The organism is Candidatus Clostridium helianthi (genome assembly GCF_045310795.1).
Taxonomy (GTDB): Bacteria; Bacillota; Clostridia; order Clostridiales; family Clostridiaceae; genus Clostridium; species Clostridium helianthi.
Genome location: NZ_JBJIAB010000012.1, coordinates 102174 through 118800 on the forward strand (window position 1 = coordinate 102174; position 16627 = coordinate 118800).

9 protein-coding genes and 1 pseudogene are annotated in these 16627 nt (G+C 28.8%); 1 reads left to right on the forward strand and 9 read right to left on the reverse strand.

Going from position 1 to position 16627, the window contains the following annotated elements; all coding sequences use genetic code 11:
- Window positions 1–6 precede the first annotated feature (6 nt).
- The 8 genes and pseudogenes from ACJDTP_RS11540 to hsdR form a co-directional block, all read right to left on the reverse strand.
- A pseudogene (locus tag ACJDTP_RS11540) lies at window positions 7–201 on the reverse strand (HRDC domain-containing protein); the annotation flags it as partial.
- Between the two features lie 72 nt (window positions 202–273).
- On the reverse strand, window positions 274–1110 hold the full coding sequence (locus ACJDTP_RS11545; RefSeq protein WP_406761285.1) for a nuclease-related domain-containing protein: 837 nt from the start codon (window positions 1108–1110) through the stop codon (window positions 274–276).
- A 253-nt stretch (window positions 1111–1363) separates the two neighbouring features.
- Window positions 1364–2245 carry a hypothetical protein gene (locus ACJDTP_RS11550; RefSeq protein WP_406761286.1) on the reverse strand — a complete coding sequence of 294 codons (882 nt, stop codon included), beginning with the start codon at window positions 2243–2245 and terminating at the stop codon, window positions 1364–1366.
- A 2-nt stretch (window positions 2246–2247) separates the two neighbouring features.
- Entirely contained in the window at window positions 2248–3306 is a 1059-nt protein-coding gene (locus tag ACJDTP_RS11555; RefSeq protein WP_406761287.1) for an AAA family ATPase, read from the reverse strand.
- On the reverse strand, window positions 3296–4453 hold the full coding sequence (locus ACJDTP_RS11560) for a GmrSD restriction endonuclease domain-containing protein (protein WP_406761288.1): 1158 nt from the start codon (window positions 4451–4453) through the stop codon (window positions 3296–3298). Before ACJDTP_RS11560 ends, ACJDTP_RS11555 begins: the two co-directional genes overlap by 11 nt.
- A gap of 515 nt (window positions 4454–4968) precedes the next feature.
- Window positions 4969–6429 (reverse strand): restriction endonuclease subunit S, encoded by a 1461-nt coding sequence (locus ACJDTP_RS11565; RefSeq protein WP_406761289.1) that lies wholly within the window; start codon window positions 6427–6429, stop codon window positions 4969–4971.
- A 13-nt stretch (window positions 6430–6442) separates the two neighbouring features.
- A complete protein-coding gene (locus ACJDTP_RS11570) occupies window positions 6443–7855 on the reverse strand; it encodes a class I SAM-dependent DNA methyltransferase (RefSeq protein ID WP_406761290.1) in 1413 nt (470 codons plus the stop codon).
- 2 nt (window positions 7856–7857) lie between these two features.
- Window positions 7858–11130, reverse strand: a complete 3273-nt coding sequence (hsdR, locus tag ACJDTP_RS11575) for a type I restriction-modification system endonuclease (RefSeq protein WP_406761291.1) — start codon at window positions 11128–11130, stop codon at window positions 7858–7860.
- A gap of 310 nt (window positions 11131–11440) precedes the next feature.
- On the opposite strand from hsdR, the gene ACJDTP_RS11580 reads away from it, so the two are divergent.
- Window positions 11441–11614: a hypothetical protein gene (locus tag ACJDTP_RS11580; RefSeq protein ID WP_023976064.1), complete on the forward strand. Its 174-nt coding sequence runs from the start codon at window positions 11441–11443 to the stop codon at window positions 11612–11614.
- A gap of 276 nt (window positions 11615–11890) precedes the next feature.
- On the opposite strand, the gene ACJDTP_RS11585 is transcribed toward ACJDTP_RS11580, so the two are convergent.
- The gene (locus tag ACJDTP_RS11585; protein ID WP_406761292.1) at window positions 11891–16390 is read right to left on the reverse strand and encodes an AAA domain-containing protein; all 4500 of its coding nucleotides are present in this window, start codon (window positions 16388–16390) and stop codon (window positions 11891–11893) included.
- Window positions 16391–16627: the final 237 nt, after the last annotated feature.

A 16627-nucleotide genomic window follows, 5' to 3' on the forward strand; every position in this document is an offset into this window, starting at 1 on the left:
CAATCCTTACTTATTTAAAATTTCTAATATTGCATCTCCATACTTTTCAACTTTTTTAGTACCAAATCCTTTTACTTTTAAAAGCTCTTCCTTACTCTTTGGCTTAGCTTCAACAAGAGAATTTAATTCTTCATTATTAAAAACCATATAAGGTTTAAAGCCTTCTTCCTTTGACTTATTCCATCTGTACTCTCTAAGTAGTTCATAAACTTCAGAGTGTTCATTATTATTGCTTTTTTCACTTTGCTTAGGATTATCATTATTTTGACTTAATTAAATCTCTTTTTCGTTTAAATCTACATGTTTTTCTACATTATTTAGTTGTAAATTTCTAATTTTATCTAAATTCTCGTTTTTTGTTTCTATCTTATCTAAAGAATATCTAGATATATAATCAATATTTTCTTCTTTATTATTATTTATTAGATAATTTGCAATCTCATACATATTTTTTTCACTTAATTCATTAGCATATTTACTATCATCTAATACTTTCTTAATTAAAGTTGAAATTTGATCATATTTATATAAGTTACTCTTTATATTTTCAGGACACTTGGATTTATTTATAATAGCCTTTGGATTAGATATTACAACTATAGGTTTTAAGGTAATACTATTTAAAAGCTTTTCTCTATGTAAAATTTCTTCAAGGATATGTGCATCCCTTTCATTTGCTGATATAGGATTATACATGCCTTGCTTTCTTAAAAATTTACCTTCCTTATTTTTTATTATCCTTACAAAATCTCCATCCTCAGTTATATCAATATCTCCATTTAACTGTTTAGTTTTCAAAACAAAAATACACTTGGCAGTTATAAGTATAAAATCATATTGAGCTACATAATCATTAAATTCTAATCTAATATCATGAACAGCTAACATAGGTATAAAAGAATTTTTAAGTTCATTATAAACATTCTTTTCTCCATATAATTCCTGTTTTATAAAAAATATATCTCTATTAATTAAATTCTTCTTATCACTACTAACCTTTTCTAAAAGATCGTTTAAATCTTGCAATTGTTTGTTATTATCTTCAAATTCTTTTAGAAATATTGGATTAGTTATTGTTCTTTTATTTAAGAGTTTATCAAAAATTGACATTAATCTTACACCTCAAGCCTATTTTTCCATATTATTCTTTTATTTATAATTATAACACATTTTTTTAGTTATTTGATATTAGGATTTAATATAATAGAAAAAGACTTAAAGTATATTATTGTTTACTTTAAGCCTTTGATAAATTGTTTTGTATCATATATTGTAATTGATAAATTCGTAACGCCTCTCAATTGACAGGTGAAGTTTAATTGATCTTACTAAACACCTGAATAAAGTTTTAATAAATTATGTATTAACCATTATCGCTTACTTTATGGTCCCTTTCCATACGCAGTACATAAAATTTTTCTCCTTCTTTATATCCAAAGCATCTTTTAGGATTTCCACATCTAAATTTATCTATATGCTTTTTTTCGTACTGTGTATCTGCGAACCAATTTGTTTTTTTAGAAGATGGACTATACGCTTTGTAATGCAATGCATTATGAATATATATATCATCCCAACTCTCAAGCTCGTCCATAAGTTCAAACGCTTCAAAGCATTCATTAACTTCAGAAAGTTCAAACTCATCAAAACCATATTTTTTTTCAAACTTACTAAAGTCCAACCTTGATTCATCGAAATAAAATTTTAAAAAAGTATATACATCTATCTTCTTATCATTCCAAAGTGACTTTAACAAATGTTTTATATTAACAGAGGATATTACTGTAAAAAACTTTTCTCCATTACTAACTAGAATATTACAGTCTATATACTTATCATTACAAAAAGAAATAACTTGTCCATTTCTTTCCGCTGCTTCAGATAGAGAGCTCATTGATATGTCAATTTCCTTAAAACAATATCTTTTATTACTATCTTGAGCAAATTTACTAAAATCCACATCCCAAAATGGCGGGGAATCAAGTGTCCTTAACAGAACTGATTTAAGTTTTCTTATTTTATCACCTTTCATACCTCTTATATCATTAAATTTAAATTCCTTAGTAATATACCTTTCATATAATTGTGAGTGTTTTAATAATTCCCACTTTCTTTCATTAAGTCCTTCATTTTCTTTATTTATAAAGTTCATACATTTAAAAAATGGAATACATGCATCTAAAAACTCATCAATAGTATCAAATTGTCCTTCTAAAGACATTTCATTTAAAAATAACTCATTCATAATTATAACCCCAATAATTCATCTAAATCATCATCAAATTGGTCAAACAAACCATTCTGTTGATTTCCTATTGCTCCAGTTTTATTTATTTCAATGTTAACTGGATTACATATTCCTTTCTCATCTTGTTTAAAAAAATAAACTTGGGAATTTTCCGGTGTTATTTCTCCCCGCTTTATTGATTTACGCATCCCATTGAAAATATGATCACTATGTGTTTCAATAATTACTTGAATTCCTTTTGATGCTAAAAAAGCAAAGAACTCAATTAACTTTGACTGTGCAGCTGGATGAAGATGAATTTCTGGATTTTCTATGATTATTATAGAGTCTTTTTTACACGATAATGTTGCAATAATAATACTTGCAACATAACTAACTCCTGTTCCTACATGTCTAGGTCTAAACATCTTTGCGCTCGAACTTTTTCTATACATAACTTTTATAAAATCAGTATCAACTATTTCTTCTGCTTGAATACTATACCCAAGTATATATTCTAACCAGTAATCAACTTGATTCCCCAAGCTCTTTCCGTAATCAATATCTTTAACGAAATCTTCATCTAATCCTGTGGAAATACCATTTTTGCTTAAGTATCCAAACGCATATTCGCAATGTATACCAATTCTTTCATTATCTACTGTATTAATATTATAAACATCCTGTACACCAGTTCTATCTGCTGAAATATATATCAAATCTTCATTGTCTAGTATTTCTTTTGAGTCTTCTTCAATATCTATACACATTTCGTTCTCTTCATTAATAAACAACTGTATTTTAGCATTTTTGCTATTGTCGAAAGTTATTTCCAAATCAATATTTTTACTTCCTGTTATATAATTCTTAATATCATTAAACTTTCCTAGTTTAATATATTCTCCATTTAATAGATTCGTATTTTTATCATTTCTAACACTTTGATAAGTCAGCAATATTGCTTGGATAGCTGATGATTTCCCAGAAGAATTCATCCCCGTAAATAAATTCAAATTATTAATATTCAATAAACAATTATCAAAACATTTGAATCCTGATATTTTTATATTAGTTATCATTTAGCACCTCCTTATACTTTTTCTTTATAATATTGAACCTTGTTTCAATTTGACTTGAACTATCAATTGCGTGTTCTAAGCTTTTTATAAATTCACCATCTTTTAATAACTTATCTATTATTTTCTTTACATAGCTATCTTCAATATTTTTACTTAAATATAAAAAGTAAAAAATTGATTCAAACAACGTCATACTTATAGGTCTTTTCTTTTTGTAATTTGAAGGAATCCTAAAAGCATCTTGACCTAAAATCCGAAAACTACGTCTCATTATGTTAATGAAGATATCACCAATTTCTTCTACTTGTTTATCTGATGTGTCATTTAAATATTGCATGACTTTTCCAAGGAACTCCTCCATGTCACTTTTATATTCAATCAGTTTTCCTCTTTCATCTTTTAGCATTCCTTCATTCCATAAATAAAATGCAACAGCTCTTAATATTATATATTTGTCCTTCATCCTCTGTGAACTAACACCTTTTCCAGTTGCGTATTTAAAATCATTACTTTCAGATAATTTATCTAATAGTTCTGTAGCTTTTCCTTGATATAAAGCATTTCTCATCTCTTGCTTATTTAGCGATGTTCCACCACGGTTCACTCTATCAAATATGTCAAATCTAACTCTATCTGGTGTTGGATATTTTATAATCTGAACCACTAATTGAAAATCTTCGATCATTGTAGCATATTGAGGATTCTCATTTTCTAAATCCTTAAACTTTTTATCATTGATAGCTTTCATTATTTTTAAACCTTTCAATGAAAATTTATTATTTAAAAAATCAAAAAATGTAGTTAACCTCTGCCTACCGTCAACAACTATTAGTTGTCCATCCTTATTTTCTGCCAAATAAATTAGTGGTAATGGTATTCCCATTACTACAGACTCAATTAATTCAGATTTTTGTCTAGGTTTAGTCCATACGTAATTTCGCTGAAATGAAGGATCAATACAAATCATATCTCTATCATATCTTCTTTTCATTTCAAAAATTGAATACTGTACCCTATCAATTTTTATCGAAAAATTTGGATACTCTATCTTCAGATCATCTTCATCTATATCTAGAGTACCATAATCTTCAATTTCATCTATTTCCTTTTTTTTAACTTCTTCATTTTCTTTTTGCAATGTTAGCATTAATAATCCCTCCACAGCTTTGCACTCTTTTCAATTGAGATTGCTCTTAATTATATATAACACGAGTAAGATTGTCTATTCAAAATTCAATATTACTAATTTTAAGCTGTTACATCATGTAGTGATAAATACTTGATAAATCAATTAATTATTAGGTATTTTTCCCCACTTTACTTCCAAATATTCCATGTGCAAATTTTTTCATAAAATGTAACTTTCAAAATTGTGTTAAGTTAACTTATACAAATAAAATTCTAATAGAAATATAATACTAATAAAAAGATATTTCAAACTAATATGAAATTGTATTCTTTCATAAATTAATAAAATATATTTAACTTTTCAATCATATTTTACCATAGAAAAAAAGTTTTAACTATTTTTTCTCATTAGTCTCTTTTATATTTATAGCTTCTTTTGTTTATGAGTTGATTCTAATCCCTGATACTAATAAAATCTCGAGTTTTTCCGATATTTTATTGCAGTTATTCTTATTCATATTTGACAATATGTTATTATTTACTTAATACTTTCCTCATCAACTCCAAAGCACTTTCATCCTCTTCACAATTAGTTCCAAGCCCCCCTCTAAAAGCCTTTGCTAAAATTGATTTCTTTATTAATTCAATTTGATCTTCTAATTGAGTAAATTCCTCTATTTTAGATTCTTCTTCTAAAAGCTTATCTAAAATTTTTACAATTTCTTTTTGTTCATCTAATGGCGGTAATATAAAATCTAATTCTCTAACTTTTTGGCAATTGAGAGCTTTTGGACCCGTTCCATTTCCACCATCTCTATTTTTTTTATAATTAAATTGTAACCAATGCCACATAAATTCAGATAATACACATCCATGTGATAAATCGATTGCTGCAATATTTTGATTCGTTGTAGCCTCAATATCCAATATTGAGCTCTGCCCTCTTGTCTTTCCTTCACCAATCATTGCCATCAAAACTGAACCTTTATTCAATAATTTTACTGAAGAATTTTCAAATCCTTCTTTTGTTATATTTTCTTTAGTAAAAGTAATTCTATTATTTCTGACTTCACCTGAACTTACCCATGGAATATCTCCATTCCAATATTCCTCAATCTTTCTTGATGGTGTGCTTCCATTCCCAACTTTTCCAACTGCACCAATAGTACATTTTATCCATTTACTTTCTAGGCCGTTATCTTCTTTTTTTGCTATATCTTGCAGTTCTTGGATTTTAATGAAATCGCTCTTTGATAATTTATTTATGTAGTAATCTGCTATATCCATTAAGAGATTATTTTCCAATACTTTATGTTTACATCTCCACTTTTCAGTCAACTCTCCCCTAAAAGCCTTCTCCAAAACAGCACTCTTCCTCTTCTCAAATCCCGCTCTAGCTTCTTCTATTAATTCCTTAGACTTATCTAACTTTCCAAAAAGACTTTCTATTCTATCAACAATTCTTTGTTGCTCTTTTAATGGTGGTAATGGAATTGGTAATTTTGAAACCCTATCAATATTTAAATTACGAACACCAGACCCTACTGCTACCTGCTCAAAATACCAGTCTGAGCTTAACAATCCATAGTATAAATAATTAATATTAAATAATGATTCATAATTACTTAAAGCAAGCCATCCATCATGAATACATCCATCAGTTTTCAATATATATGGTCTTCCAAAACTCATACTATTAGAGAGTATTAATGTTCCAGCTTTCAAATATACAGACTTCTTTGCACCTTCTAGTGTTATTTTTTGTTCAGTAGTTTTTAGAAATCTGCTGCCATCTGTATCTCCAATCTTAATCCAATTTACCCCATTAACATCTTTTGTAATAAAATTATTTATAGGTCTTGGAGATGCTCCACGTCTAATATTAATGCAATTACCAAGAACTACCCACATCCAACTTTTAGGCACCTCATAAGGCATATCCTTAACAATAGCATCTTCCAGCTTTTCTTCCAACGTCAAATTCTTCTTAGCCATCTCTTTCTCCTCCTTACTTCTCTAAGCTTCTTAATTCTTTAATAACACTCATAAGTAAGTCAGTTGCTTCTTCTAGCTTTGCTACTGCTTCTTCTGCACTTTCTATTGGATCTGGCAGGTCTTCGTAATCTAAGATTGAATCATCTTTTATAAGTCCCAAATCTAAATTATTATTCTTTTCATTGATTTCTTCTCTAGTGAATTTGTTCCATCTTTCGTCTTGAACTCCTTCTCTATTTTCAGCAGTATACGCTTTTACAAAATCATCAAAATGTGATTCCTTTAATTGATTTGTCTTACCGAAGTTTTGCATGTTTGTTCTTAAATCATAGAACCATACTTCTTTTGTATTATCTTTATCACAAGTTCCTCTTGTAAAGAACAATACATTAGTTTTAACTCCTTGAGCATAGAAGATACCTGTTGGAAGTCTTAATATCGTATGCAGATTACATTTATCCATTAAATCAGCTCTTATCTTTGTTCCATCACCTTCTTGGAATAAAACATTATCAGGTAATACTACTGCTGCTCTTGCTTTGCCATCCGATTTTAAACTTCTATATATATGTTGTAAAAAGTTTAATTGTTTATTTGATGTCATGTAAGTCAAGTCATCTCTTGTAGCTCTTTCACCACCTTTTTTAGTTCCAAATGGAGGGTTAGAAAGTACTACATCTAGATCTTTCATCTTTTTACCTTCATTAGTTAATGTATCTCCAAGGATTATGTTACCTTCTATATCATGAAGCATAGCATTCATAAGTGCTAATCTATGAGTTTCATGAACTAATTCACAGCCTGAAAATGCTTTAGTTCTTTGAAATTCTTGCAAATCTGTATCTAAATCAAAATAATTATCAGTTTTTTCTTTCATATAATGATCAGCACCAATCATAAATCCAAAAGTTCCTGCTGCTGGGTCATTACATTTTTCACCTGGTTTTGGATCTATTAATTTAACCATTACATCTATTAATACTCTTGGTGTAAAGTATTGTCCTGCACCTGATTTCTTTTCAGATGCATTTTTTTCTAATAATCCTTCATAAAGATTACCAAGACCTTCTTCTTTAGCTGAATACCAATCTAATCCATCTATAGTCGTAATTATTTTCTCTAAATTCTTTGGTTCATCTATATTAGTAGCTGAGCCTTGGTATATTTGCTGTACTGTTCCTGTGCTTTCTTCTCCTAAATGATTTAATAATTCTTTATAAAATGTCTTAAGTTCTATTCCACTCTTAGATTTCAAATTATCCCATCTATATCCTTCAGGAATTTTTCCTTCTGATCCTGTTTCTTTTGCCATCTTTAAGAAAAGGATGTACGTTAATTCTGTTACATATTGATGATAAGTTATCCCATCATCTCTTAGTACATTACAAAGATTCCAAAGTTTACTTACTATTTCTTGCGTATTCATATCTAGCTAATCCCCTTATCTTCAAACATATATGTTTTTAGTTTATTTATTATATCTTCCAAGTTACCATTAAACATCTTTTCATTTAATCTGTCAAACCCACCGCTTTGAGCTTTAAAGCTTCCTGTATCTAAAGTTTCTTTATCTATAACTACTTCTTTTAACATTACTTTTTCTATCCTGCTTAACCAATTTTCTTGAGGCTTTGTGAAATAATATTCTTTCTTTATTTTAGAAACTGCTCTTTTAACTCTTTCCTCATTGGATTCTAATGGACTACCTAATGCTTGCTGCCTTATAAAAGCAATTATATCAGCAACAATTTCTTCATTATTTAAGTCTTTCCATGCAGTCTTTAAGTATTCTTCATTAAATCCTTTATTATCTAATATGGCTTTAAGCTGTTTTAAAGATTCCTTTGTTAAATCTTGTGGTCTTGTGCAAACTACTTCTAATGCTTGAATAGTGTTTTTGTTTTCCTCAATATACTTTTTAAACCCATCTATATAATCTTCTGGCTTTTTGCCTTTACCATATCCTCTTGTATGTGATACAACCTTATCTTCTTTATCAGAAACTATTATTATTTCTTCATTAGTGTATCTTTCATCTAAATATTCAACTAATGAGTTATTTCTAATTATTTCTTTAGCAGCTGTTTCAGTATCAACACCTCTTAATTCATTAATAAATTCTTCTGGTGCCTTATCATTACAAAGGCTTTTAAAAATTAATCTTTCATTTTCATCTATTAATTTCTTTTTCCTCTGTAATTTTGCTATTACCTTGTTAACTACAGCTTCTTTTTCTTCTATGCTTTCTGCTCTTTCTAAAGTTTCCTTTAACACTTTAAAACTTGCATTAGCATTTGCAGCAACTGGCTTCATATTTGTCATGTCTTTAAGGGCTTCATAAAGTTTAACACAGTCAAATATCTCAAAATGTGCTTTTTGAATATCATCACATAATCTTGTAGCTCTTCCTAACATTTGCTCATAAAGTATTCTTGATTTTACTCTTCTTAAAAATACTATCTTATCAATTTTAGGAACATCAATTCCTGTAGATAATAAATCCACTGTAACCGCTATGTTTGGATAAGTTTCATTTTTAAATTTCTTAATAGCAAGATCTGGATCTTTTATAGCTCCTGTTATTTTTAAAATCGAATTATCGTCAACTCCACCAATAGAATCTTTGTAAATATCCTTTAATAGTCTAACTATCATATCAGCATGAGCATCACTAGCAGCAAATATTAAAGTCTTACCCTTATCATTTTCTGGGTCTATATAATTTGCAACTTCTTCAAGTGCAGCTCTTGTATGAGCTTCTACAATTACTTTTTTATTAAACTGATCTATTTCAAAATCAATATTATCTTCAAGTTCTGCTCCATTAATAAGCTCGCCAGTATATTTATTATATTTAGCAACTTTATCACCCTTATTATAATGAACTCCATCTCGAGTTAGTTCAGTTTCTATAAGGTGAGGTGGTTCATGGTCCACAAGGTATCCATCAATAACTGCATCTCTATAGCTATAGTTATATACAGGATTTCCAAAGATCATTGTTGTATGAAGAGCTGGTGTGGCTGTAAGCGCTACTTTAAAAGCATCAAAATATTCTATTACCTTTTTATATTTGCTTAAGAAATCCCTATCATCTCTCCACTCAACTTCAGTATCGGTCATTTCTTTATCTAAAGTATAACCTCTATGAGCTTCGTCAACTATTATGCAATCATAATCCCCAACAGAAGGCACATTAGTTTCATCTTCATTGTACATGATTCTTTTAACCATAGCTTGTACAGTCGCTATATGAATTTTAGTTTCTTTATCAATAAGCTTTTCATCAAGACCATTAATATTGTAAATTTGATTTAAAGTCTTTAGATCTTCTATCTTTACTTCTTTAAATGTATCAAATGCTTGATCTCCTAATGAAGTTCTGTCAACTAAAAATAAAATTCTTTTATATCTATTAGTCTTAATAAGCCTATATATAAGACCTAATACAGTTCTTGTCTTTCCTGTGCCTGTAGCCATAGTTACTAATGCTGATCTTTCTTTTCCTTCTGTAATGACTTTTTCTACAGCTTTTATAGCTTCAACTTGATAGTCTCTAAGACCTATGCTATTTTCTGATTTCAAGAATTCAAAGCTTAATTCATCCAAACTCTTATTGGCATCTTCAATATTCTCTTCAAGCATAGCTTCAAGCTTTTCTGGAGAATACCACCCTTGAAGCACTTTATCATTGTTTCTTGCATTTCTACAATCTAAGAAATGAACACCACTTTTATCTTCAATTTCTTTTATATATTTTCTGCCATTAGTTGCAAATAAAAATGGTACTTTATAATCATTCCATTTTGAAATCACATAAGCATCATGTTCTTCTTTTACTCCTACAGCATAGTTTTTAGCTTCAATCATCGTTCCAGCTACATCTTTAGAATATTTTTTAGCTTCTACAAATCCAACTAATTTTTCTCCAACAAATAAAGCATAATCAACTTTACCATTACCTTTTTCCATTGAATAAGTAGGCCATTCAGCTATAGCTAAATTTCTTCCTTTTTGAGGTCTTGTCCCTTTTGAATATCTAATATTAATAGTATCAGCTTCCCAACCTGCTGATTTTAATTGATCATCAATAATCCTTCTTGTTTCAGCTTCACTAAGCTCGATTCTTCTACTAGCTTTTTTACCTTGCTCTCTACGCTTTTCTAACTCTTCTTTATCCTTTTCCTGAGCCTTTAATGCATTAAGCTCAGCTTCTAAAGCCTTATACTTTTCTTCATATTCTTTAGATATATCATTAACATTTTCCCCATACTCATTTTCCTGCTTGCTTGGCATTTCAAATGATTTAGGCTCAAAATTCCAATCCCCATAAGTCTGCATAAACCAAATTGCTAATTTAAAAGTTAACTCTAACTGAACTTTTGCTTTTTCAACATCCTCAAATCCATTATGAGCTGCATCATTTCTTTTTAATCTGAGCATATGGAGTATATTATCAATATCCTCAGGAATCAAATCTTCCTTTTTTAATAACTTAATTCTGTTATTATGACTATTATCATGAGCTATTAAAGTAGTATCCATATCTTCCATTGAAAACATATATTGAACTACAATTTCACCAAACATACCACATTTAATAAATGTAGTATTTGAATCTATGTAAAGATTTCTTTCTGCTAATCTTCCTAAGTTTTCTAGAATTGGCCATTTTTCTTTTAGAAAAGTAAAGTTACTCACAAATCCACCCCATTTATAATAAGTTATTTATCTCAAGTTTTGATCTTATTCACTAATATACAATTTAATTACATTTTATCATAAAAGGGAGAATTTTTCTTGTTCTGAAAATAATTTATCGCTAATTAATTTATTTTTCAACGAAGGTTTTTACCAAGATTTGCTTCTACAACGAATTAGATAATTGTGGTACAATATCCAATGTAAATCTAATAAGCACAGAAGGATGGCTGTGGAGGTTTTGAACGTTTTTTCCTCCTTGGGCTATTGATGAATTATTTCATTATAGCTAAAGGGGGGGGTATTAGATATGTTAGATACTTTTATAAAATGTATATGTATTGTTTATGTAATTAAATTAATTTTAAAACACAATCTTTTTATATATCATTTAAAAATTAAAGTTAAGTTACTTGGCCTTGATATAGAAGTTAAAAGCAAAGAAAAAAGTGCCCCATCCGACCAAGATAAGCACCTTTTCTAAGATTATTTAAAAAATCTAATCTAATAGCCCTAAAACAAAATAAATGTTCTAAGGATGCTTAGTGCTACAAACACTAAGCATTTCTTATTATATTATATCAAATCTTTTAAAAATTTAAACAGATTTTTTGAAAATAATTTATTGAGTTTTATTGATACTTTATACTTTATTAACTGCACTTCTAAATATTTTTACGACGATAAAAAACACCTTGTTAACAATTTAGTTTTGTCATATTGCAATTGCACATTCTACTATAAATTTATCAATTTATTCTTATTCGACTTCATCCTCTTCAATATACCAGTCTGCCATAATTTCTTGTGCCCTTGATATTACAGTATTTTTAAGTATATTATCATCATTCCCTTTATCATCGCTTTCCTCTGGATGTATTTCAAGTTCATTTAATTTTTCAATGACTTTTTTCATAGACTTGGATTCGTCACTAAAAAATTCACTCCCCCTAATTCTTATAAATCTCCAGCCTAAACGTTCTAAAATAGATTGTCTGTTCATATCTTCTTCAAGCTTATCTTCTCCATGCCATCTTTCACCATCGCATTCAATAGCTACTCTGTTATCTTTGCTCGTTACTACCATATCTATTCTAAACGCACCAACTTCCCATTGTGGTGTTACATGGTATCCTCTTTCTATTAAATATTTCATTACTCTCTTTTCAAATTCTGATTCAGCATTAACAACTTTCTTATCAAATTCTGCTTGTCTTGATTTATAATTATTACAATAATCCAGCAGGCCCTTTCTGATATCACCTTTCTTTAAATCATTTTCAGAATCTAATGAATGTACTAGCCACAGCTGATCCCTTGCACGGCTTACTGCAACATTATATCTCTTTTTAAATAAATCATCTGCTCCAAATGCTTGTAATTTTAATGGACCTTCACTATCATTTGCATCTACCATAGTTAAGAATATTATATCTCTTTCATCACCTTGAAAATTGGCAGGATTACCACATAAGATATTTCTATTATTATATTCTTTAGCATCCATTTTGCTTTGTAGCTTTCTATCTATTAATGCAGCCTGTTTATCCCCTTTTAATGTTATTACTCCAAAAGTTTTACCTTCATATTCTTTTTGTTCACAGCATGCTAATATTAGAGATACTACTGCATCTATTTCCTTTTCATTTGTTTTATTTATTGTTACAGCATCTGAAACCCTATAAATTACTATAGGTGGTTTTGTTTGTATCTGACTAGTTTCACGTAGTGCTTTAATCTGGCCATTATATGAAAGCTGATTTGAATATTGTATTATTTCGGGAACACATCTAAAGTGTTCTTTAAGTCTCACTGGCTGATAACCAGCAGCCTGGGCTAAATCATATATTGAAAACTTCCCACTATATAGAGAAGGATGTGGTATATTAAATAGATATTCTTTAGCTAAGTTTTCAACATCATCAGATCTTTCACCAATAGCCAATGGGCTGACTTGTTCATTATCCCCTACAATTATTACTTGTTTTCCTAAATATAATGCAACTATTGCCATTACATCTGCCTGACTGGCTTCATCTATAATTATGATATCAAATTTATTTTCTTTAGGATTAAAATTCTCAACTACTTTATTTAGAGGCATTATCCAAACAGGGACTGCGCCTTGACATTCAGGCATTAATTTACGCGCTTCAGCTTTTAATCTTTCTGCCTTTTTTCCCTTTCCCTGTCCTATTTTTCTAATAAGTTGTCTCCATCCTTCTATAGCTCTAACCTGAGACTTATTATTATCAAAAGCTTTTAATTTATATAACCATGCTTTATTAAATGCCAGTTCTGCTGTATTTTCTCTTAGAGCTCTCTCCATATCTAATATATTATTTTGAATTTCCTCTATATCAACAGAATTTCTTTCATCTATTTCTTGTTTAAATTGGACATATTTCCAGGCATCATTTATGTTTAATTGAGGTCTTCCTTTACCAAATTCATTATTTCTCATCCTTATTTCGTTTGCCCATGCTGGTGCTGTTTTAGCCAGTTTGCTTATTAATTCTCTTCTTCTGACAATATCTTTGCCTATTTCTCTTATGGATTTTATAGCTTCATGGCATTCTTTATATATATTTACGTCTTCATTAATTACAGCATTTTGAAGATCACTAATGATTTTACTATTTTTATTTGATGAATATTTATTAATTATGCCTTCTATCTTTTCTTTATTTTTATTTATTTCATCATACTGAATTCTAAGTATCTGTGACTGTATTGCTTTAATAAGCTTATGGCTTAAATCTGTCTTAATGTATTTTAAGCTGCTATATTTGTCACTTGATAGATCAACTCTAGTATTAATTTTGCCTAAATCTAATCCAGCTTTTTTAACATCATCTTCTATATGACTCCAGATATCATTATACCAATTAATGTTTTCTTTAATTATAGGTGAATATTTTATGCAGGTAGCTTCAAAGTTCTCTCCCATTGATTCAGTACTTTCTGCTCCTAATGGAACCATCTGTCTGTCCCACCTATTCTTTAATTTCTCTCTTTCAACCTTCAAATTATAATATTTATCTAATGCTTTATATTCATTAGATTTAACAGGTACATGGCCATTTACCCTGCATGAATTTATAAATACTTTCATTTGTTTATTTAAAAGAAGATTAATTTTCCCTATTTTCCCCCCACTTTCAAGCTTTTTAATTATTGCATCCAGTTGAGTTTTAACGTCAATACTTCCATCTAAATCTTTAAATTCAGGATTATAATTTAATATATCTTCAGAACATTCTAATGAAAGGTTATACACCTTTTCTACTTCATTTGTTAAGTTAAGCCAGTTTTTCTTTAATATATCTTCCTTTGAGCTTTCTATTACTTCTAATGTCCATAATTTGTCTATATCAATATCTTTAACTGCATTTTCAACTTTATCAATTATTGAATTTAATACTTTTTCACTTATTTGTTTATTATCTTTCCAAAAATCAATTCCATATTCGAGCTCTTCTTTTTTGAAAGAATTCTTTTTAGAAATTAAGTTATTAAATTCTATAGGTGTTATTAACTCTGAAATATCTGGCAGATTACTGTCAAATTCATCTTCCTCATATTTAGAAATTCTTTCGTTGCTTAAATACAGTTCATCTATTTCCTGCTCAGTTAAAGATAGATTAGCATATTTTTCTACAGGACGTGGAATCCAGTCTGCATTTCCTTTATTATTATTAATAAATTTCCCGCATTCTTTAGGTGCAAATTCTTCACCAGCAATGATAACAGGCCTGTATTCATTTAATCTGGCATTTTTCAAATCAAGTTTTAATTGACTTAATTTCTTAATCTTATCCTTTCTTTCATTCTCTAATGAGATTATTTTTTGATTAAGACTTCCTGGCTCTAATCTTGATCTATTTTCATTAATGACATCTAAAGTTTTTTCCATTTCTGTTCTGCTTTCAGTAGTAGAAAGGAGACTTAAACATAATGCCTGCAAATTATCTACAACCTTTTCCTTTAAAACAGACAATGCTTTTTCGCTATAGCTTGTAACTAATATACTTTTACCTTGTGACAATAAGTGACCTATCATATTAGAGATGGTATGAGTCTTCCCAGTTCCAGGAGGTCCTTGGACTAAAACAGCTCCATTAGTTTCTAGATATTTTGCTACAGCCAATTGTTCAGTATTAGCTGGTTTTGTAAGAAGAATATTTTCATCTATACCATTTGAAGCTAATAATGTATTGTTATTAATATTACCTTCACTATCCTTTAGATTCATGCTGTTATCTTCATCTATACCAATTATATCTTTCAAAAATTCTGGAATAGAGTCTGTTTCTTCTAAATCTTCTAAAATCGTATCAATAGCTGATTCAAACCCCATATTTAGTTTTCTTATAAATAAAACTGGTTTTCTAAATATCTGAGGATATTTTTCCACTTTAAATTCTTTATTGTCATCTAAAAATTTACCGTTAGGTGACAGTGCATGTACTATTCTATTTAAAAACGAGTTAGTATTACTAATATCAAGGGGTGAAAATTCTTCTGTTTGAAATTCTTTATAAATTTCAAGTAATAGTTCTGTATTAGAGTCAGATACCAGTGTAAATATATTCTTATATAATTCGGGATTTTTATCAGACACTTCTATTCTAAATTCAGGAATATTAGCATCAAATACCAAATTAAGTTTTTTTAGAAGAATAGGGTGATAAATTTTCTTTTCATCACTGCATGCTAAAATCCCATCACCTACAACCAATTCTAGAGCTTCCGCTTCTTTTTTTAAAGTTGAATATAATGTATAAAACATATTAAAGATATCATCAACTTTATGAGCCTGAGCTTCTTGCGCTGCCCAAATGTCTCTTTTGGTTTTCCAGCTTTCAAATTCTGATATTCTTTTCTTATTATCATCAAAATTAATTTCTATCAGCTTTTCCTCTCCTGTTTCTGTATACTTTTCTGTTTTATTTATTGAAGCTTTTACTTTTATATCTATATCAAATTTATTCCATCCCTTTTCAATCCATTCTTCCAGTTCCACTGGAAGAGTCGGACATTCGGTAAATTCAGGTTTTCTTACAATTAATATTGCATCACTATCATCATTTTCTTTATGTAAATTATTTTCTATTTTTTCATGTATAGGAATATCATCAAGCCATTTATGCCAATATTGAAAAGCAATATCAGTTATAGTAGGGTTTTTTATGTTGTTATATTGCTTTAAAAATTGAAATAGATTGCTAACTCTATTCTTTTCTTCTACACTTAGCATTAATTACCTCCAAAACTACTATTCTATCAAATTTTATTTTTTCTTACATAATTATACTATATATTCTGAGGACATTATATATTAAACTTTATTTATATAATATGATTTCAATGTGAGTCTAATTCATTTTTATAATATCTACTATGATTATCCATAATTCTGGGTTATCTACTATAACTACTAGCTTAACCACGTTTTAAGCACTTTTATCAAAAATTCCGATGATTACTCGTACTT